The sequence below is a fragment of the Caulobacter sp. DMC95 genome, assembly GCF_056313785.1.
Window position 1 is genome coordinate 34,082 of the sequence record NZ_JBQUZP010000008.1, and the last position, 19,305, is coordinate 53,386.

A 19,305-nucleotide genomic window follows, 5' to 3' on the forward strand; every position below is an offset into this window, starting at 1 on the left:
CCGATAGCGCCGTGGAAGCCGCCCTCGCCTTCGACAGGCTCAGGGTGAGGACGAATGCCGTCGCCGGCGAGCACCAAAAGCAGCCCTGTCTTTCCACTAAAGCGCGGCGCTGATCTTTTCCGCCAAGGCCTTCAGCTCGGCGACATCGGCCATGCCGCCTTCGCCGTGACGGCCCAAGGTCTCGCCCTCGTAGCGGGGGATGACGTGGAAGTGCAGATGAAAGATCGTCTGGCCGGCCGGCGCGCCGTTGAACTGGGTGACGACCACACCGTCGGGCTTGAGAGCCGTAACGGTCGCTCGGGCCAGCTTCTGGGTCGCGGCGATCAGGTCGGCCAGCACCTCGGGCTCGATCTCCAGGATGTTGCGCGCCTGGCTGACCTTGGAGATCACCAGGGCGTGGCCGCGCGACTGCGGAAAGACATCCATGAACGCCAGGACCTTGTCGTCCTCGAACAGCTTCACGCTGGGGATCTCGCCGCGGATGATCTTGGCGAAGATGTTGTCCGTGTCGTAGCGTCCGTCGAGGCTCATGACCGTCTCCCTATGATGGCATGGTCGTAGCAAACGCGAGGGGGCGCGCAAACCATGGACGGCAAGCCTCAGGGCCTCACCGAGCAGCAAACAAAATGGTTCGCCTCGGTCCGCGCCAACCTGGAGCGCGAGACCGGCAAGACTCTGGAGCAATGGGTCGAAACGGTTCGCCGCGAGTGCCCGGAAACGCGACCGAAGGCGCGCAACGATTGGCTGAAGGCGACCTATGGGATAGGCCAGAACCGCGCGGCGACGATCTTCGGCGTCGCCTTCCCCTCTGACATGGGCTGGGACGACGCGGACGGCCTGCGCGCGGCGCTATGGACAGACCCGGCATCGGCCGCCGTCCTCAAGGCTCTGGAGGCGGCGATCGCTGACCTGCCCGACGTCGTGGCCGGCCAGCGCAAGGGCTACACCGCCTGGTCCCGCAAGAGCCAGTTCGCGGCCGCCAAGCCGCTGAAGGGTGGCGGTGTCGCCCTGGGCCTCGCGCTGACGCCAGACGCCTCCGGACGCCTGGCCGAGCCCCGCAACGAGAGCTGGTCCGAGCGCCTCAAGGCAAAGCTCCTTCTGGCCTCGCCCGCTGAGGTCGACGCCCCGCTAAAAGCGCTGCTCAAAGCGGCTTGGGAACGCTCCTAGGACTACGCCTTGGCCGGCTCCAGGCGCGCCAGCAGAACGCCTTCGCTGACTTGGCCGCCAGCGGTCGCTGAAAGCTCGGCCACCACGCCGTCAAACGGCGCAGCCATGGCGTGCTCCATCTTCATGGCTTCGAGCGTCAGCAGGGTCTGGCCTTTGCTCACGGCCTGACCGGCCGCAACCGCGACCGAGACGATCTTGCCCGGCATCGGCGACAGGATCGCGCCGTCCGAGGCTCCGCCTTCGCCCGCGCCGCCAACCTTGGCGACGAAGTCGAACTCCTGGACGTCTCCGCCCTCGAACACCTGGATCGGACCCTTGCCATAGGTGGTCGGCAGACGCGTCACCTCGTCGAAGGTCGAGCCGTCGGCATGGCGGATGTCCCAGGACCAGTCCTCGGTCCCGCCGCCGATCAGAGCCACGCGCAGCGGCATGGCCTTGCCGTCGCTCGACATCGGCAAGTGCATCGACGCCCGCGGCGCGTTCATGCGGAAGCCGAGCAGCTTGGACGGCGCCGGCTCCCACGGATCGCGACGGGCTTCAGCTTCCAGGAAGCTATCCAGCCGCCAGCCGATCGCGGCCATGGCCGGCTCGTCGCTGAAGGCGCGTTCAGTGAGCTCATCGAGACGCGCTTCGATAAAGCCGGTGTCCACCGCCCCATCGACGAAGTCGGGATGGCTGGCGCACTTGGCCAGGAAGGCGGCGTTGGTCTTGACCGGCCACACCTCGACCAGGGCGCAGGCCTCGGCCAGACGCTGGGCGGCGTCCTCGCGGTCGGCGCCGTGGGCGATCAGCTTGGCGATCATCGGGTCGTAGAACGGCGTGACCTCGCCGCCCTCCTCAACCGCGCTGTCGACCCGGACATCGCCTTCCGGCAGTCGGAAATGCTTGAGCTTGCCGGTCGAGGGCAGGAAGCCCGTGGCCGGGTTCTCAGCGTAGAGCCGCGCCTCCATCGCCCAGCCGTCCAGCGTGATTTCGTCCTGCTCCAGCGGCAGCGGCTCGCCAGAAGCCACGCGGAGTTGCCATTCGACAAGGTCCTGGCCGGTGACCATCTCAGTGACAGGGTGCTCGACCTGCAGCCGGGTGTTCATCTCCATGAACCAGATCCGGTCGGCGCGCAGGCCCTCGCTGGCGTCGGCGATGAACTCGACCGTACCGGCGCCGACATAGTTCACGGCCTTGGCGGCCTTGACCGCCGCCGCACAGACGGCCTCCCGGGTCGCCTCGTCCATGCCGGGAGCCGGCGCTTCCTCAATGACCTTCTGGTGGCGGCGCTGCAGCGAGCAGTCGCGCTCGAACAAGTGGACGACATTGCCAAAGCTGTCGCCGAACACCTGCACCTCGATGTGACGCGGGCGGGTGACGTACTTTTCCAGCAGCACGCGGTCGTCGCCGAAGGCGGCGGACGCCTCGCGGCGGCACGATCCAAGCGCAGCCTCAAAGTCCTCAGCCCGCTCGACCTTGCGCATACCCTTGCCGCCGCCGCCGGCCACAGCCTTGATCAGCACCGGATAGCCGATCTTGGCGGCTTCAGCGCTTAGCCGTTCGACCGACTGGTCCTCGCCCAGATAGCCCGGCGTGGTGGGCACGCCGGCCTTGATCATCACCGCCTTGGCGGCGTCCTTCAGGCCCATGGCGCGGATCGCCGAGGGCGGCGGGCCGATCCAAACCAGACCCGCGTCCATCACGCTCTGGGCGAACTCGGCGTTCTCGGAGAGAAAGCCATAGCCGGGATGGATGGCCTCGGCGCCCATCTGCTTGGCCGCCGCCAGGATCTTGCGTGGATCCAGATAGCTCTCCCTGGCCGGCGCCGGGCCGATCAGGATCGCCGCGTCGGCCTCCATGACGAACGGCGCATTAGCGTCCGGCTCGGAATAGACGGCGATCGTCCGCACGCCCAGCTCGCGGGCGGTGCGGATGATCCGACGGGCGATCTCGCCACGGTTGGCGATCAGAACTGAGGAGAGCAAGTCGGGACCCTACATCTGGGAAAGGGTGAAGAGCATCAGGCCGGACACCAACAAGCCGAACGCCATCACGCTCGACATCCAAACGACGAACGTCTTGAACAGCGCGCCGACGATGGTCGAGCCATAGCCGCCGCGTAGCGTCTGGAACAGGTTGACGGGCGCCCAGAGCGAGATCAGCACGAACCACGGGGCCATCAGCGGCGCAGGCAGGACAAAGCCGATCGCGTTCACCAGGAACGAGAACGAGATCAGGTTCGTGGCCACCAGCAGATGGTCGTAGATGAAGAACTGCCGGCGGTTCACATAAACGAGCGCCAGGCTCAGCCCCATGATCGGCAGCAGCAACACCGCCAGGCGATGCGCCCAGCCGAACATCACGACCAGATAGTAGTCGGGATTCTGAACAGCCTTGGCGAGGTTCTCCTTGAACCAGCCTTCTGTCGCGGCCTTGGTCGGATTGGCGTCACCGACCTTCTCGCCAGGCACTGTGACATTGACCTGTACGCCGTCGATCGTGGTCCCGGTCAGCTTGCGCTGGCCGTTCGGCAAAATCTCTTCGTCGTCGAACTGAATGTCGCGGATCTGCTTGGCCGTATCCGCACCCTTGTTCTCGGCCTTGGCGCGCGCCTCAGCGGCGGCGTTCGGGTTGCTCTGGAGCGCATTGGCTTCCGCGATCTTGTCGGCGTAGCGGGTTTCGGCCCGCTTGACGTCATCGGCATACTCGGCGGCGATCGCCTTCGGATCAGCCCCGGCTTCCTTCAGGTCCGCGTCGCGCGCAGCGGCAAGTTCCCTAAGGCGTTCAGCGCGGACCTCGCCCGCCGTCCGGCGCATCTCATCGGCCTTGGCCTTGCGGCCTTCGGGCGTGGCCAGCGCCGCGATCTCCTGCTCTTCCTTCAACTCCATCTCGTGCCTGGCGCCGTGGATGGCGTGCTCGGCGGCGAAGATGAACAGCAAGAGCGCGACCAGGAAGGTGCGGAAGGGCGGCACGTGCCGGGCAATCCGTCCTTCCATGTAGTCCTTGGCCAGCTTGCCCGGCTTGAAGAACAGCAGCGGCAAGGTGTTGGCCAGGCGGCCATCGAGGTGGAACATCCCCTCAATGGCCTCCCAGATAAGATGCAGGATCGACCGATGGTGCGTATCGGCGTTCTGGCCGCAGTTGTAGCAGTACCAGCCCTCAAGAGCCGTTCCGCAGTTCTTGCAGGGCTCTCCCTGCTGCGTGAACGGCCGCTTCCTCGGGCGAACAAAACTCGCCGCCGAGTCCGCTGCTGCTGCTTCCAGATCCGCGCCCGTCATAATGCCCCCCGGTTGAGTCTATTCAGACCAAGCGGGTTTACGACGTGAGAGGAAAGCGCGCACGCCTTCTTGCCCCTCGGGCGACACACGGCGGCGCGCGATCCGACGAGCGCTCTCTTCGATCAGCCCCTTGTCGAGCTTTTGACCAACAAAGTCGTTGACCAGAGCCTTGGCGTCGCCGATCGCGCCGGGGGCGCAGGGGGCCATTTCGGCGATCAGGGCGTCTCGCGCGGCTTCCAGGCTGGCGACATCCTCGAACACTTCGTCGACCAGACCAAAGCCCCACGCGTCATCAGCGTCGAAGACGCGGCCAGTCGCGAACAGCAGCTTGGCGGTGCGCGGGCCCAGAGCCTGGATGACATAGGGGCTGATCGTCGCCGGTGTCAGACCAAGCTTCACCTCCGAGAAGGCGAACTTGGCGTCGACCAAGGCCAGGGCGTGATCGCAGGCCGCAACCAGACCCGCGCCGCCGCCAAAAGCGGGACCTTCGACCAGCGCCACAGTAAGCGCCGGGATGTCATGTAGCGCCTTGAGCATGTGGGCCAGTTCGAGCGCGTCCTGGCGGTTGTCGTCCTCGTCCCACTCGACGGCCGCGCCCATCCACGAGAGGTCGGCGCCCGCGCTAAACGCGCCACCGACCCCGCGCAGGAACACAACGCGGACGCCTTCGGCCCCATGCAAGGTCTCAAAGGTCTGGCGAAGCGCCGCGATCGTGGCGGCGTCAAAGGCGTTCTTCTTCTCCGGCCGGTTGATCCACACAGTGACCGCGCCGTCGGGCGTGCTGTCCATGTGAACCAGCGGGCTCATGGCGTCGGTGTCAGGCACCTCGACGATGGGATCGGCGATCGGGTTGGTCATCTGGGAGTCCTTCCTGGAATCTACATCCGGAAAACGCCGAAGGTGGTCTCGGGGATCGGCGCGTTCAGCGACGCAGAGATGGCCAGACCCAGCACGTCGCGGGTTTGCGCCGGATCAATGATCCCGTCATCCCAGAGGCGCGCCGTCGCATGGTAGGGGTTGCCCTCGTCCTCGTAGCGCTGGCGGATCGGCGCCTTGAAGGCTTCGGCCTCCTCCGGCGTCCACTTGGCGGCGTCCCGGTGGACGGTGGCCAGCACGCTGGCGGCCTGCTCGCCACCCATCACCGAGATGCGGCTGTTGGGCCAGGTGAACAGGAAGCGCGGACTGTAGGCGCGGCCGCACATGCCGTAGTTGCCCGCCCCGAAGCTGCCGCCGATCAGGACGGTGAACTTCGGCACCTCGGCCGAAGCGACCGCCGTAACCAGCTTGGCGCCGTCCTTGGCGATGCCGCCTGCCTCGTACTTGCCGCCCACCATGAAGCCCGAGATGTTCTGCAAGAAGATCAGCGGAATCTTGCGCTTGCAGGCCAGTTCGATGAAGTGCGCGCCCTTCAGCGCGCTCTCGCTGAAGAGCACGCCATTGTTGGCGAGGATGGCCACCGGCTGGCCCCAGATGCGCGCGAAGCCACAGACGAGCGTCGTGCCGTACAGCGCCTTGAACTCGTCGAAATGGCTGCCGTCGACGATGCGGGCGATCACCTCACGCACGTCGTAGGGCGCACGCACATCGGTCGGCACGATCCCGTAGATCTCTTCGGGGTCGTACGCCGGCGGCTCAGGATCGGCCAGCACCAGTTGCTCGGGCTTGGTGGTGTTCAGGTTGGCGACGATGGAGCGAACGATTTCCAGAGCATGCTCGTCGTTCTCAGCGACGTGGTCGACGACGCCCGAGCGACGACCGTGGGTTTCGGCCCCGCCCAGCTCCTCGGCCGAAATGACCTCGCCAGTCGCCGCCTTCACCAGCGGCGGACCGGCCAGGAAGATGGTCCCCTGGTTGCGGACGATGACTGTCTCATCGCTCATCGCCGGCACATAGGCGCCGCCGGCGGTGCAAGAGCCCATCACGCAGGCGATCTGCGGGATGCTGGCCGCGCTCATGCGCGCCTGATTGAAGAAGATGCGGCCAAAATGGTCGCGATCGGGGAAGACCTCGGCCTGGTGCGGCAGGTTCGCGCCGCCGCTGTCGACCAGGTAGACGCAAGGCAGGCGGTTCTGCGCGGCGATCTCCTGGGCGCGCAGGTGCTTTTTCACCGTCATCGGGAAGTAGGCGCCGCCCTTCACCGTGGGATCATTGGCGACGATCATGACCTCGCGGCCTGAAACCCGGCCAACCCCGCAGATCATCCCCGCCCCCGGCGCCTCGCCGTTGTAGAGGTCGCAGGCGGCCAGTTGGCCGATTTCCAGGAACGGCGAGCCCGGATCCAGCAGGCGCTCGACGCGGTCACGCGGCAAAAGCTTGCCACGCGAGGTGTGTCGCTCGCGGGCGCTTTCGGGTCCGCCCAGCGCCGCTTGCGCCACCTTGGCGCGCAGGTCATCCACGAGCGCCCGGTTGTGGGCCGCATTCTTGGCGAAGGCGTCGCTCGACGCGTCGATAACGGAGTTCAACTTCGGCATGACCGACGCTTAGCCTTTTCCACCCTGCCCCGGAAGTCGGAGTTTTTTGGACCCCGAACCCAAAGATTCCGAGCCAAAACCGTTCTCGACCATTTCGCTTGCGCGATCAACAGTTGCGCCTGAACGGGCCCTTGTGGTCAAGCCTGCCGGTTCGGGTTAGCGTCCGCGCCGTGGAAACGCCCCTGCCCGACGACTCGGCCTTGGCGCGCCTCTTCGCCCGCGCACGGCGAACCGGGGCGGCGACCTGGTTTTCCCTGCCCGGCGGGGCGACGCTCTTCGAGCCTGGCGAGGCGGCTGACCACCTCTATTTTCTAAAGACCGGACGCCTGGGCGCCTTCCGCCGTGAGGAAGGCCAGGAGCCCCAGTTTCTCGGCGTGATCCGCCCCGGCGAACCGGCGGGTGAGATGGCTTTGGTCGGCGGCACGGCGCACTCAGCCAGCATGGTCTCCTTGCGAGACAGCGAGGTCCTGGCGCTGCCTCGCGACGACTTCTTCGAAACCGCCGAGGACGACCCGACGGTCATGCTGGAACTGTCGCGGCTGATGATCCGCCGCGCCCGGCAGGCTCAGACTCACGCGGCGATCGGTGATCCGTCGGTGTTCGGGTTCATCGCCGTCGAACCCGGGGCGGCGATCCGGCCGGTCGTGGAACGGCTCGGGCGCTGTATCGAGGCCCTCGGATACTCCGTCACCGTCGAGGGCGGCGAGTCGCTGCTCGCGCCGACTGAATGGTTCAGCAACGTCGAACGCGAACATGATTTCGTTCTGTACGTTGCGGAAGCTGACGAGACCGCTTGGAAGCATGTTGTCGGGCGTCAGGTGGACCACCTGTTCCGTGTGGGGCGAGGCGATCGCGCCCCCCCGACGACGATCCCCTCCTATGCCTCGGGTCCTTTGCAGGCGCAGCGGCTCGTCGACCTCATCCTGCTGCAGTCCGCAAACCTCGATTGTCCCTCGGGCTCTGAAGTCTGGATGGCCGCCACCCAGGCCGCCCGACTGTTTCACTTGCGCGAAAACGGGGTGGCCGACCTTCAGCGGCTCGCCCGCGTGCTCACCGGACAGTCCGTCGGACTGGTGCTGTCGGGCGGCGGCGCCAGAGCCTACGCCCATATCGGCGCCATCCAGGCCCTGCGCGAGCGCGGCATTCCGATCGACTTTGTGGGCGGCGCCTCGATGGGCGCCATCGTCGCGGCCGGGATCGCCATGGGGTGGGATGATGGCGAACTGGAAGCCAGAATCCGCAAGGCCTTTGTCGACACCAGTCCGCTGGACGATATCGCCTTCCCCATGATCGCCATGACGCGCGGCGAAAAGGTTCGCGACCGGCTGGCCGAACACTTCGGCTCGGTCGATATCAGCGATCTGTGGCTGCCGTTCTTCTGCGTCTCGTCGAACCTGACTTCCGGCTCTTACCAGTTGCACCGCACCGGAGATCTGCAGGAAGCGTTGCGCGCCTCGATCTCGCTGCCCGGCGTTCTACCGCCAGCCACGGACAAGGGCCAGGTTCTGGTGGACGGCGCGGTCATGAAGAACTTCCCCGCCGACGTGATGCGGTCGTTCCAGCTTGGCCCGATCGTCGGTGTCGACGTGACGCGCGGCCGCAGCATCACCAGCGCCGACATCGTGCCCCCCCCTTCATTGTGGAACTGGTTCTTCTCGGGCGAGTGGCGCAAGGGGCCGCCGATCGTGGCGCTTCTGATGCGTGCGGCCACCGTGACGACGGGCCGGGATCTCGCCGCCGCCCGCGAAGCGACCGACGTGTTGATCACCCCAAAGCTGGAGGGGATCGATATCCGTGACTGGCGCGCCTTCGAGCCGGCGGTGAAGGCCGGCTATGTCGCCGCGAGCTTCGCGCTGGACGGCGTGCATCGCCCCATCACCGACCTGCGGAAGCGACCGAGCCTGGCCGAGCGCCGCGCGACGTTTAGTCCCGGCTGGCCTAGATGAAGCCCCTTCCCTTTCGCGAGAACCGGTCCAATATCTGCCTTGTGTTGTTCAACATCTGAAAGGAGGTGATCCAGTGTCTCATTGTCTCCAACCGCGGTCGCAAGTCGTGACCTGGAGCCCGAAGAGCGAGGTCTCCGCCTAAGGCGTTGAGCGCCAAGGGTTTCAAGTCACAGGCTGCGAAGGCGGCTACGACGATGGAGGGCCGCCCCGAGCGATCGGGGCGGCCCTTTTCATGTCGCGATCGCAGGATCAGCCGCCGATCAGCTCCCGTCCGATCAGGAAGCGGCGGATCTCATTGGTCCCCGCGCCAATGTCGTAGAGTTTGGCGTCGCGCAGCAGGCGCTCGACCGGCCATTCCTTGGTGTAGCCCGCGCCGCCCAGAGCCTGGATCGCCTCCAGCGAGACCTTCACGGCATTTTCAGACGCCATCAGGATCGCGCCGGCGGCGTCGAAGCGGGTGGTCTTGCCCGCGTCGCAGGCCTTGGCCACGGCGTACACATAGGCCCGCGCCGAGTTCAGGGCGACGTACATGTCGGCGATCTTGCCCTGCATCAGTTGGAACGAGCCGATCGGCGCGCCGAATTGCTTGCGGTCGCGGACATAGGGCAGGACGATATCGAGGCAGGCCTGCATGATGCCCAGCGGCCCTGCCGCCAGCACCGCGCGCTCATAGTCGAGACCGCTCATCAGGACGCCGACGCCGCCGCCGACCGGCCCCATGACGTTTTCTTCCGGGATCTCGCAGTCCTCGAACACCAGCTCGGCGGTGTCCGACCCGCGCATGCCCATCTTGTCCAGCTTCTTGGATACGCTGAAGCCCTTCATGCCCTTCTCGACCAGGAAGGCGGTGATGCCACGGCTGCCCTCGCCGGTCTTGGCGTAGACGACCAGCGTGTCGGCGTGCGGGGCGTTGGTGATCCAGAACTTCGTGCCGTTCAGGATATAGCGATCGCCCACCTGCTCGGCCCGCAGCTTCATCGACACGACGTCCGAGCCCGATCCGGCTTCACTCATCGCCAGCGAGCCCACGTGTTCGCCGCTGATCAGCTTGGGAAGATAGCGACGCTTTTGGTCCGGCGTCGCCCAACGCCGGATCTGGTTCACGCAGAGATTGGAGTGAGCGCCGTAGCTGAGCCCCACCGAGGCGGATGCGCGGCTGACCTCTTCCATCGCCACGACGTGCTCGAGATAGCCAAGGCCCAGACCGCCGAATTCTTCCTCGACCGTGATGCCGTGCAGACCCAGCTCGCCCATCGGCATCCAGAGCTCGCGCGGGAAGCTGTTGGTCTCGTCGACCTTGGCGGCGATCGGCGCGATCTTGTCGGCGGCGAAGCGCGCCGTGGTCTCACGGATCGCGTCGGCGGTCTCACCAAGGGCGAAGTCCATCGAGGGAGCGAAAGTCATCGACACTGTTTCCTTCCCGAGCGCCCGAACGGAAGATGTGGGCGGTTTCAGCGCTTGTCACGCTCTGGCTCATCACTGAGACAGCGTTTGCATCCGATCGCGGTCGATTTCCACCAGAAAACGGACGTCCAATAGCAAAAACGCCCGCCAGTCCCGAAGACCAGCGGGCGTTCTTTCTCCTGCCTCTGGGTGGGAGGCAAAGAAACCTACTCTTCGTCGCTCACGTCGGGGCCCGCCAGGCGGCGCAGCAGAAGGTAAGCGGAAACCACGAAGCAGATCGCGCCGACCATGCTGGCGCCGTAGCCGAAGAGCTTCACCTGCCCGTCCGAGCCGGCCGCAACGGTCAGGATCCACAGAACCCCGCCGCCAAACAGCGCCAGGCCCAGGATGCCAAGGCTCACCAGCAGGCTGGTGTTGCCAAAGCGGGGCTGCTCGGGCTCGACCAGCGGCACGTCCATCACGCCGATGGTCGCGTCTTCGCTGGTCGAGAACCCATCGAGGTTGAAAACCGACGAGCCGGCCGCCGAGGCGGCGAACAGGGTCGGCTCGCTCGGCGCGGCGCGCGGCGGGGCCGGCGACTCCGCCAGCGGCTCCGCCTCGGCTACGTCGCTGGCTTGCGGCGTCAGGCGGAACGGCGTGAACTCGACCGGCGCCGTCGGCGCTGGTTCGAAGGGCGCAGGTTGTTCGGCCTGGAACAGCGCCGGCGCCGGCTCGGCCTCGGCCGGCTGGGTCGGGACCGGCGGTTCGGGCAGGCCCAGATCATCCTGGCGGATCACCGGCTTGGCCGCCGGCGTGGACGCGACCGGCGCTTCGGGAAGGATCGCCTCGAGGCGGGCGGCGACCGCCGCGGCCGATTGCTCGGTGGCGGTCGGACCATCGTCTTCCGGCGCGACCACCGTCAGCGGCAGGCCTTCCTCGCGCTCGGCGATCAGCCGGTCGCCTTCGGTGCGCGTATTGACGGCCGCCGGCGTTTGCTTGGGCACGGCGCAGCTGGCGTCATAGTCGACCTTCGGGCGCAGCACTGGACTCGGCGCCGGCACCCATTCGCCGTTGGCCGGCGTCAGGAAGAGAGTCTTCTCGGCGGCGCGGCGGCGGACCAGCGCGTCGATGACGATCCGCTCTCCTTCGAAGTCGGCCTTGCGCCACATCTCCATCGCGCACGCCGCTTGCAGGAGCGAGCCTTCATTGATCCGGCGCAGCACGCCCGAGCGGAGGAAGTTATCGAGGCCGATGTTGAAGGCGAAGCAGACCAGCGCGTCGAACTGGTTCTGGTTCAGCGGCGCGTAGGTGTGCTCGTTCACCGAATGGGCGACCGAGATGAGGTCGTAGAGCAGCAGCGCCTCGGCGTCCTTTTCCGAGACGGAGGCGCCCTCGCGGGCGGTCAGGGTGTGGCCATAGCCGACCGTCCAGCGCCCGTCGGGGAGCTGCGCGGCCTTCTGACGGTACCCTTCGAATCTCTTGATGAGATCGACGGCGGCCCGGGAGACCTGATGACGCGGTTTCATCGCCTAGATTGACCCAGTTTGAGACAGACGCGGATGCGTTCGCCTGTCTCGGCGCAAGGTCGGCGCCAGTTTCCCCTGCTGGGCGTATCGGCAGGCGAGAAATCTTCAGTGCAGCAGCAGCGAGGCGATGAGGAGCACCGCGAAGAAGCCGGTGAAGTCGGTCAGGAAGGTCACGAAGATCGAGGAGGAGACCGCCGGGTCGCGCCCCATCTTCTCCAGCGCCAGAGGCATCAGGATCCCGCCTAGCGCAGCGGTGAAGATGTTGGTGATCAAGGCCGCGCCGACGATGATCGCCAGCTTGTCGTGGTGGTCGGAGGGACCAAAGAACATGTAGGTCGCCGCGCCCATGACCAGGGCCAGGCACAGACCATTCACGAGGCCGACCAGCAGCTCCCGCGCCACGATCCGGCGGGCGTTGGCGGGGGTCAGCTCCTTGCTCGCCAGAGCGCGCACGGCCACGGCCAGGGTCTGGGTGCCGGCGTTGCCGCCCAGCGACGAGACGATCGGCATCAGGATGGCCAGGGCCACCAGCTGGGCGATCTCATCCTGGAAGATGGCCACGCCGCTCACCGCCAGGGTGGCGGTGCCGAGGTTCAGCATGAGCCACGGCAGGCGGGACTTGACGATCTCGATCACCGAGGCGTCACGGCCCGCGTCCGACACACCGGCCAGGGCCAGGATGTCTTCCTCGGCTTCGTCGCGAATGACCTCGACGATGTCGTCGACGGTGATCTGGCCCACCAGGCGCCCGCCCGGCTCGATCACCGGGGCGCTGATCAGGTGATACTTATCGAAGATGTAGGCGACCTCTTCCTGGTCCATCTCGACCGGAATTTCGGTGACCGCCTCCATCAGCTCGGCCAGCGGCGTCTGGCGGCGGCTGCGAAGCAGGATGCTGATGGGGATCGCCCCCACCGGCTTGAAGGTCGGATCGACGACGTAGACGTCGAAAAACAGCTCCGGCAGCTGGTCGCCGGCCTCACGGACGTGGTCGATGGTCTGACCGACCGTCCAGAACTCCGGCGCGGCCAGGAACTCGCGCTGCATCAGGCGACCGGCGGTCTCGTCCTCGTAGGACAGGGTCGTCTCGATGGCTGCGCGGTCGGTCTCGCCCATGGCGGCCAGCACCTGGAAGCGCTTGGTGTCGTCAAGGTCGTCGATGACGTCGGCGGCGTCATCGGTGTCCAGCTCCTCGAGGGCGCGGGCCAGGGTCACCGACGGCGTGGCCTCCAGCACCTCCTCGCGGATGTTGTCGTCCATCTCCGAGATGATCTCGCCCAGCGCTTCGGGATCCAGCAGCGGAATCACCTGCTCGCGATAGTCGGCGGTGAGGAAGCCCATCAGGTCGGCGACGTCGGCGGGATCTAGGGCCCCGACCAGCTCGCGCAGGCGCTTGGAATCGCCGCTGTCGGCGGCGTCGATCACCATCTCGACGTATTCGGGATTGAGCGCGTAGTCGTCGCCGAGCGCGAGGTCTTCGAGTTCCTCGGGCGTCTCGGACTTGGGCAGCGGGATTTGGGGCGGCGGAACCTGGCCCAGCGGCATGTCGTCCAGCACGTCGTCGTTCAGTTCGGCGGTGTCCCGGGTCATGGGGGCCTCCTGAGCTCTCAGAGCGCGTGGGTTCGTTGGGCTGGTCCGATCAAGTGACCCTGAGGCGAAATCAAGGCCTGAAACGATTAGAGCGCCCCCAGCGAGTCGGAAACCGAATTCGCCAAGCGCGCCCTACTCTTGTTCACCTTGGTGCGGTCGAGAAGACTCGAACTTCCACGGGTTGCCCCACAGCGACCTCAACGCTGCGCGTCTACCAATTCCGCCACGACCGCTCGTGGTGAGGGGCGGCTGGTAGCAAACTGAATCGGCTTTGGGAAGCCGGAAGTTGGAGAATGTCGCTCTCCGCCGTGCGACGGATCAGCTGCCGCCGGCCATGTAGTCGTAGACGTCAGCCGCGCGGGTCACCTGGATGGCGATCCGTTCGTCGCTGATCTGGATTTCGCCACGCGCGATCGGGTGGTTGTTGGCCAGAATCCAGACCTCGTCGTTGGTCTTGGCGTCCAGCGGGATCACCGCGCCCCGGCCCATGCGCAGAAGCTGCTGCATCGGCAGGATCGAACGACCCAAGAGGACCGAGATCTCGACATTGACGGCGTTGACCTGGCTCACGAAGTAAGACCCTTGAACTGACACGCGCGACCAAGCGGGTCGCGGCGTCGAGGATTGCAAGAATAAGGCCGCATGCTTTCTCTCCCGTTAAACCCTGAAAACACTGGGCTTCCGAGCCTGAGGCGAGACGACGCGGCGCCCGTCGGGTGGGCGGTTTCGACCGGGGCCGTCCCCTACCCGGCAGCCGTTGCCGCCATGGAAGCCCGGGCGGCGGCCATCGCCGACGGAACGGCGAGCGAGCTGATCTGGCTTCTGGAGCACCCCCCGCTCTACACGGCCGGCGTCTCGGCAAAGGCCGGCGACCTGATCCAGCCCGACCGCTTCCCGGTGTTCGAGAGCGGGCGCGGCGGCCAGTTCACCTATCACGGCCCGGGCCAGCGGGTGGCCTATGTGATGCTGGACCTGACGAAGCGCGGGCGCGACGTGCGGACCTTCGTGGCCGCGCTGGAGGCGTGGATCATCGACGCCTTGGCCGCCTTCAACGTCACCGGCGAACTGCGCGAGGGCCGTGTCGGCGTCTGGGTCGAGCGCAAGGGCGCCGGCTGGAGCCGCGAGGACAAGATCGCCGCGATCGGCGTCAAGCTGCGTCGCTGGGTCAGCTTCCACGGGATCAGCCTGAACGTGGAGCCGGACTTGTCGCACTTCTCCGGCATCGTGCCCTGCGGCCAGACCGAGCACGGCGTCACCAGCCTGGTGGATCTGGGCCTGCCCGTGACCCTGGACGAGGCGGACGCGGCGCTGCGGGCGAGCTTCGCGAAAGTGTTCGGGCCGGTCGAGGACGCTGAAGCGCCGATTTGAGGTCATGGGAACTCCGCTTCGCGGCTCCCCTCCCCTTGAAGGGGAAGGGCTGGGGATGGGGTGACCTGCTAAGGCGTCATCGAGCGCCCCCTCCGTCACGAGGCTTCGCCTCGCGCCACCTCCCCCGTTGCACGGGTGAGGAGGAGGCCGTCATCCTCCCCCGCGTGCGGGGGAGGTGGATCGGCGCGGATACGCGACGAGACGGAGGGGGCGCTCTGGGCGCGTTTCATCCGCTTCACGCGATCACTCGCTGAAGGTGCTGGGGAGGCGACGGAGCGGCCGGGCGAACCCGGAGACCGTGAGGGTTGATTTGCGTTTCGGCTCGACTGTCCGCTCCGCCAGGTTGTTCTTGCCCGTGAGGATGGGGGGCGTGAGCGTCTTTCAGCTCGGGACCCCAGGAGCCCCCGGACGGGCGCGGACCAACTGGAGCGGCGACTTCCGTGTCCAGCCCGACGATCCGCGATAGGCGGCTTATACGATCACCGCCCTGTCGCTCCGCGCTCGCCTCTCCACGGCTTCTTCCGAGATCCCGGATCTATCCAACGAACAGACCCCGGTCGAAACCGCTTCGAGACCACGCGGCCCCGCTCAACCTAGCCCCGCCGCCGTTTTGGGCCGGATCCAAACGCCCTCCCCCGCGACGGGGATGGCTATGATTGTGCGGGAGGATTTAGCGCCGGGGATAAGTTTGGGCGTAAAAGTGACAAGCCATTGATTTCGTTGGCGTCGGTTCCGCCAATTCCGAGCGTTCACGCCCGCCAATCCCCATAACTCGGTTCCCTCTCCCAGAGGGAGAGGGTGGCCGCGAAGCGGTCGGGAGAGGGGTTACAACGCCACCGCCCTGCCGGCGCGCCGGCCAAGGCCGTACCCTCTCACCCCAACCCTCTCCCGATGGGAGAGGGCGCATGGCCGCCCCAACCTAGATCGAGATCGTCTTCAAGGGGTTGGGCCCGTAGCGATTGGCGCCCTGCTCGCCGCCCATCACGCCCAGTTCGACCACCGACCAGAGGATGACCAGCGAGAACAGGAAATCCAGGAAGTGCTCGGGTTGCGGCCAGACCGCGACCACCGCGATCAGGATCAGCATCGACCACCAGCCCGACCGACCCCTGTCATGCAGCCGCTTGGACAGCAGGCAGGCGCCGGTGAACAGCAGGATCGGATAGACGAACCAACCGGTCAGCCAGTGCAGGGTGTAGTTGGCGATCGCCTCGTAGAAGACCGCGATCCCGACCACCACGGCCGAGGCGACCAGGAACGGCGTGCGCGCCAGCCTGCCGTTCGACGACAGGAACAGTTCCGCCAGTTCGCTACGATCGCTCATGCCCGCTCCTTCGAGTCGGCCGCGCCGACCGCCGCAATCTAGAGCGAGCGCCGTTCCGGCGCAAAGACGTCAGTCGAAGACGCCGGCCAGGTGATCGCCCACGCCGGGGCGCCCCCGAAATCTCGGCGAAGGGCCATAGGCGTTCGCCTCGGGGGTCCCGTCGATCAAGCCGTAGTCGACGAAGACGTAAACCCAGCCCACCAAGGCGAAGAGCCCACACGCCCCTCCGACGTTACGCAGGCCCGCGTCAAACAGATAGCCCATGGCCACGCCCGCGCCATAGACAAGGCCAATCAGCATGACGCTACGGGCGGCGGGCCGATTTCGATCATGGCCGCGCTTGGCGGCGATCGCCGCGCTGGGCCAAAGCAGCGCCAGGTCGATGATCCCTCGGACCGCGTATCCGGAAGGGTCCTTCATTCCTTCCCGCGTAACGGCCAGGGCCAGGATCACGAGAATGACATGCCCGATCGCCAGCCCCAGCGACGCGATCAGAAAGTCGAGACGCTTCATCCGTCCCGCGAAGGAAAAGAGCGCCCAGAGCACGGGACCGCCCGCCCGGGATCGTTCAGTCGAAGGTCTTGGCGACGTCTTCACCCCGCCCGCCATACCCCTTGGGCGAGGCGCCATAGCGATTGGGGCCCTTGGTTCCGTCAATCAGGCCGTAGTCGATAAACATGTACAGGCCGATCGGCAGGATGAGCAGGCCGAACACCCCGCCCATCATGACGTTACCCGCCGCATTAAACGCCGTGCCGATCTCCCCCAGCGCGTAGAGCGCGCCCATAAGCGTCAAGGTCCACCACGCGGGACGATTGCGATCATGTCCGCGCTTGATAGCGATCGCTGCGCTGGGCCAGAGGAACAGCACCGTCAATCCCAGCCGAAGGGGCATGTAGGTCGACGCCTCGGCCATCCCCATCCCCATCGCTGCGCCGATCGCGATCAGCAGCACGAAGCGCACGACGCCGAGGCCAATACTGGCGATCCAGTACTCCGACCGCCGGAAGCGGCCGTCGAAGCTGAAAAGACCTTCAATCACTGGATGGGTTTTGCGAGCCATGAGTCGAAGGCTAGCAACTCCACCTCAGGTCGCAAGTCCTGTTATCACGCGAACTCGACGAGCACCTCATCGGCTGCGACCGGATCGCCGCCCTTGGCGTTGACGGCCTTCACCACCCCGTCGCGCTCGGCGCGGATGATGTTCTGCATCTTCATGGCTTCGAGCACGCAGACGACCTCGCCTTCGCGGACCTGCTGGCCGGCGGTGACGTCCATCGAGACCACGAGGCCCGGCATCGGCGACAGCACCAGCTTGGAGGTGTCGGCGGCCTGCTTCTCGGGAAGCTTGTCGTGCAGCTCGGCCGAGCGCGGGGTCAGGACCAGCACGCGGGCCTTGGCGGCGCGGTGGCGGACGGTGAAACCCTCGGCGGCGGGCGCGGCCTGGACGGTGAAGGCCAGACCGTTCAGCACGGCCTTGAACACCGGCTTGCCCGGACGCCAGTCGATGTCGGTCAGGAACAGGGTGCGGCCCTCGTCGAGCAATTCGGCCGCGACCGCGCCCTCCTCGCCGGCGACCTTGACCCGGCGACGGGTCTCGCCGATCGCCACCACCCATTCGTCTCGGGCCTCGCTGATCAGGCCGGACTCGTAGGAGCGGGCGCGGGTCGCATAGACGCGCTGCATCGCCGCGCCGACGGCGGTCATGATATCGAGCTGTGCGGGCGTGGGCTCTGTTCCGTTGAAGCCTTCGGCGAACTCGTCCTTGATGTAGTTGGTCGAGATCTTGCCGGACCGGAAGCGCTCTTGGTCCATCACGGCCGCCAGGAACGGGATGTTCTGGCCAAGGCCCTCGATGTGGAAATCTTCCAGCGCCCGGCCCATGCCGTCGATCGCCGCGATGCGGGTCGGGGCCCAGGTGCAGAGCTTGGAGATCATCGGGTCGTAGTACATCGAGATCTCGTCGCCTTCGCGCACCCCGGCGTCATTGCGGACCTTGTAGCCGTCCTTCTCGCCTTCCGCCGGCGGGTCGTAGCGCACGAGGCGGCCGATCGAGGGCAGGAATTTGCGGTACGGGTCCTCGGCGTAGATGCGGCTTTCGATCGCCCAGCCGTTGATCTTCAGGTCCGCCTGGCCGAAGGCCATCTTCTCCCCGTAGGCCGAGCGGATCATCTGCTCGACCAGATCAAGGCCCGTGATCAGCTCGGTCACCGGGTGCTCGACCTGCAGACGGGTGTTCATCTCCAGGAAGTAGAAGCTCTTGTCCTGGCCGGCGACGAACTCGACCGTGCCGGCTGAGTCATAGTTGACGGCCTTGGCCAGGGCGACGGCTTGGGCGCCCATGGCGTTGCGGGTGGCCTCGTCCAGCAGCGGGCTGGGCGCCTCCTCGATGACCTTCTGATTGCGGCGCTGGATCGAGCATTCGCGCTCGAACAGGTGGACGACATTGCCGTGCTTGTCGCCCAGCACCTGGATCTCGATGTGGCGCGGGCTTTCGATGAACTTCTCGATGAAGATGCGGTCGTCGCCAAAGCTGGCCTTGGCCTCGGCGCGCACGGCCGGGAAGCCTTCCTCGACGTCCTGGCGGGTCCAGGCGACGCGGATGCCCTTGCCGCCGCCGCCGGCCGACGCCTTGATCATCACCGGATAGCCGATCTCCTCGGAGATCTTCACCGCCTCGGCGGTGTCGGCGATCTCGCCGATATGGCCGGGCACGCAGGAGACGCCCGCGCCTTGCGCGAACTTCTTGCTCTCGATCTTGTCGCCCATCGCCTGGATGGCGCCGGGGTTGGGGCCGATGAAGACGATCCCTTCGTCGGCGCAGCGCTGGGCGAAGCCGGCGTTCTCGGACAGGAAGCCAAAGCCCGGATGCACCGCCTGCGCGCCCGTCTGCTTGCAGGCGGCGATGATCTTGTCAGCGACGAGATAGGACTGAGCGGCGGGCGAAGCGCCGATATGCACGGTCTCGTCGGCCATCTCCACGGCCAGGCTGCCCGCATCGGCGTCGGAGTAGACGACCACCGTCTTGATGCCCAGACGACGGCAGGTCTTGATCACTCGGACTGCGATCTCGCCACGGTTGGCGATCAGGATCTTCGAGAACATCGGCTACTTCCGCCCGCAGATTTTTGTGCTTTGCAGCATGGCCTATCAGGCCTCGCCGGCTTTGCAAGCTTGCCCTTACGGCGCTAGGCCCGCGCCCGGACCTGACACCGGTTTCCAGAGGGGCGATGAATTCGGGCGACTCGCCCTAGTCTCTCCGCCCGGTTC

18 protein-coding genes, 1 tRNA gene and 2 pseudogenes are annotated in these 19,305 nt (G+C 66.4%); 6 read left to right on the top strand and 15 right to left on the bottom strand.

Annotated elements, in window-relative coordinates; all coding sequences use genetic code 11:
- Positions 1–96: 96 nt before the first annotated feature.
- A complete protein-coding gene (locus ACT53N_RS17100) occupies positions 97–531 on the bottom strand; it encodes an HIT family protein (RefSeq protein ID WP_476065008.1) in 435 nt (144 codons plus the stop codon).
- 54 nt (positions 532–585) lie between these two features.
- Between ACT53N_RS17100 and ACT53N_RS17105 the strand changes: the two genes are divergently transcribed.
- Positions 586–1,167, top strand: coding sequence for a DUF4287 domain-containing protein (locus tag ACT53N_RS17105; RefSeq protein WP_476065009.1), 582 nt, complete (start codon positions 586–588; stop codon positions 1,165–1,167).
- 2 nt (positions 1,168–1,169) lie between these two features.
- On the opposite strand, the gene ACT53N_RS17110 is transcribed toward ACT53N_RS17105, so the two are convergent.
- From ACT53N_RS17110 to ACT53N_RS17125, 4 genes are read right to left on the bottom strand one after another with little or no spacing between them, the layout of a single operon-like run.
- On the bottom strand, positions 1,170–3,134 hold the full coding sequence (locus ACT53N_RS17110; protein WP_476065010.1) for an acetyl/propionyl/methylcrotonyl-CoA carboxylase subunit alpha: 1,965 nt from the start codon (positions 3,132–3,134) through the stop codon (positions 1,170–1,172).
- A gap of 9 nt (positions 3,135–3,143) precedes the next feature.
- Positions 3,144–4,427 carry a DUF3667 domain-containing protein gene (locus ACT53N_RS17115; protein ID WP_476065011.1) on the bottom strand — a complete coding sequence of 428 codons (1,284 nt, stop codon included), beginning with the start codon at positions 4,425–4,427 and terminating at the stop codon, positions 3,144–3,146.
- 18 nt (positions 4,428–4,445) lie between these two features.
- On the bottom strand, positions 4,446–5,285 hold the full coding sequence (locus ACT53N_RS17120) for an enoyl-CoA hydratase-related protein (protein WP_476065012.1): 840 nt from the start codon (positions 5,283–5,285) through the stop codon (positions 4,446–4,448).
- 20 nt (positions 5,286–5,305) lie between these two features.
- Positions 5,306–6,898: a carboxyl transferase domain-containing protein gene (locus ACT53N_RS17125; protein ID WP_476065013.1), complete on the bottom strand. Its 1,593-nt coding sequence runs from the start codon at positions 6,896–6,898 to the stop codon at positions 5,306–5,308.
- A gap of 170 nt (positions 6,899–7,068) precedes the next feature.
- On the opposite strand from ACT53N_RS17125, the gene ACT53N_RS17130 reads away from it, so the two are divergent.
- Together ACT53N_RS17130 and ACT53N_RS17135 are read left to right on the top strand one after the other, a co-directional pair.
- The gene (locus tag ACT53N_RS17130; protein ID WP_476065014.1) at positions 7,069–8,844 is read left to right on the top strand and encodes a patatin-like phospholipase family protein; all 1,776 of its coding nucleotides are present in this window, start codon (positions 7,069–7,071) and stop codon (positions 8,842–8,844) included.
- A 55-nt stretch (positions 8,845–8,899) separates the two neighbouring features.
- Positions 8,900–8,986, top strand: coding sequence for a hypothetical protein (locus ACT53N_RS17135; protein WP_127847015.1), 87 nt, complete (start codon positions 8,900–8,902; stop codon positions 8,984–8,986).
- A gap of 107 nt (positions 8,987–9,093) precedes the next feature.
- On the opposite strand, the gene ACT53N_RS17140 is transcribed toward ACT53N_RS17135, so the two are convergent.
- The 5 genes from ACT53N_RS17140 to ACT53N_RS17160 all read right to left on the bottom strand — a co-directional run bounded on the left by ACT53N_RS17140 (position 9,094) and on the right by ACT53N_RS17160 (position 13,973).
- On the bottom strand, positions 9,094–10,254 hold the full coding sequence (locus ACT53N_RS17140) for an isovaleryl-CoA dehydrogenase (RefSeq protein ID WP_476065015.1): 1,161 nt from the start codon (positions 10,252–10,254) through the stop codon (positions 9,094–9,096).
- Between the two features lie 200 nt (positions 10,255–10,454).
- Complete coding sequence (spmX, locus tag ACT53N_RS17145) at positions 10,455–11,753, bottom strand: lysozyme-family localization factor SpmX (protein WP_476065016.1); 1,299 nt, start codon at positions 11,751–11,753, stop codon at positions 10,455–10,457.
- Positions 11,754–11,858: 105 nt separating this feature from the next.
- Entirely contained in the window at positions 11,859–13,343 is a 1,485-nt protein-coding gene (gene mgtE, locus ACT53N_RS17150) for a magnesium transporter (RefSeq protein WP_476065017.1), read from the bottom strand.
- A gap of 148 nt (positions 13,344–13,491) precedes the next feature.
- Positions 13,492–13,576: transfer RNA gene (locus ACT53N_RS17155), tRNA-Leu, on the bottom strand.
- An 85-nt stretch (positions 13,577–13,661) separates the two neighbouring features.
- Complete coding sequence (locus ACT53N_RS17160) at positions 13,662–13,973, bottom strand: FliM/FliN family flagellar motor switch protein (RefSeq protein WP_476065018.1); 312 nt, start codon at positions 13,971–13,973, stop codon at positions 13,662–13,664.
- A gap of 12 nt (positions 13,974–13,985) precedes the next feature.
- On the opposite strand from ACT53N_RS17160, the gene lipB reads away from it, so the two are divergent.
- A complete protein-coding gene (gene lipB, locus ACT53N_RS17165) occupies positions 13,986–14,711 on the top strand; it encodes a lipoyl(octanoyl) transferase LipB (protein WP_476065019.1) in 726 nt (241 codons plus the stop codon).
- 76 nt (positions 14,712–14,787) lie between these two features.
- On the opposite strand, the pseudogene ACT53N_RS17170 reads toward lipB, so the two are convergent.
- Positions 14,788–14,971, bottom strand: a pseudogene (locus ACT53N_RS17170) (hypothetical protein); the annotation flags it as partial.
- A gap of 451 nt (positions 14,972–15,422) precedes the next feature.
- On the opposite strand from ACT53N_RS17170, the gene ACT53N_RS17175 reads away from it, so the two are divergent.
- The gene (locus ACT53N_RS17175; protein ID WP_476064227.1) at positions 15,423–15,482 is read left to right on the top strand and encodes a hypothetical protein; all 60 of its coding nucleotides are present in this window, start codon (positions 15,423–15,425) and stop codon (positions 15,480–15,482) included.
- 148 nt (positions 15,483–15,630) lie between these two features.
- Here the strand turns inward: ACT53N_RS17175 and ACT53N_RS17180 are convergent, their stop codons facing one another.
- The 4 genes from ACT53N_RS17180 to ACT53N_RS17195 all read right to left on the bottom strand — a co-directional run bounded on the left by ACT53N_RS17180 (position 15,631) and on the right by ACT53N_RS17195 (position 19,140).
- The gene (locus tag ACT53N_RS17180; protein ID WP_476065020.1) at positions 15,631–16,035 is read right to left on the bottom strand and encodes a DUF805 domain-containing protein; all 405 of its coding nucleotides are present in this window, start codon (positions 16,033–16,035) and stop codon (positions 15,631–15,633) included.
- Positions 16,036–16,104: 69 nt separating this feature from the next.
- Entirely contained in the window at positions 16,105–16,665 is a 561-nt protein-coding gene (locus ACT53N_RS17185; RefSeq protein WP_476065021.1) for a DUF805 domain-containing protein, read from the bottom strand.
- Positions 16,604–17,098, bottom strand: a complete 495-nt coding sequence (locus tag ACT53N_RS17190; protein ID WP_476065022.1) for a DUF805 domain-containing protein — start codon at positions 17,096–17,098, stop codon at positions 16,604–16,606. Before ACT53N_RS17190 ends, ACT53N_RS17185 begins: the two co-directional genes overlap by 62 nt.
- 44 nt (positions 17,099–17,142) lie before the next feature.
- Complete coding sequence (locus tag ACT53N_RS17195) at positions 17,143–19,140, bottom strand: acetyl-CoA carboxylase biotin carboxylase subunit (protein ID WP_476065023.1); 1,998 nt, start codon at positions 19,138–19,140, stop codon at positions 17,143–17,145.
- Positions 19,141–19,163: 23 nt separating this feature from the next.
- Here ACT53N_RS17195 and ACT53N_RS17200 point away from each other — a divergent pair.
- Positions 19,164–19,230, top strand: a pseudogene (locus ACT53N_RS17200) (hypothetical protein); the annotation flags it as partial.
- Positions 19,231–19,305 lie beyond the last annotated feature (75 nt).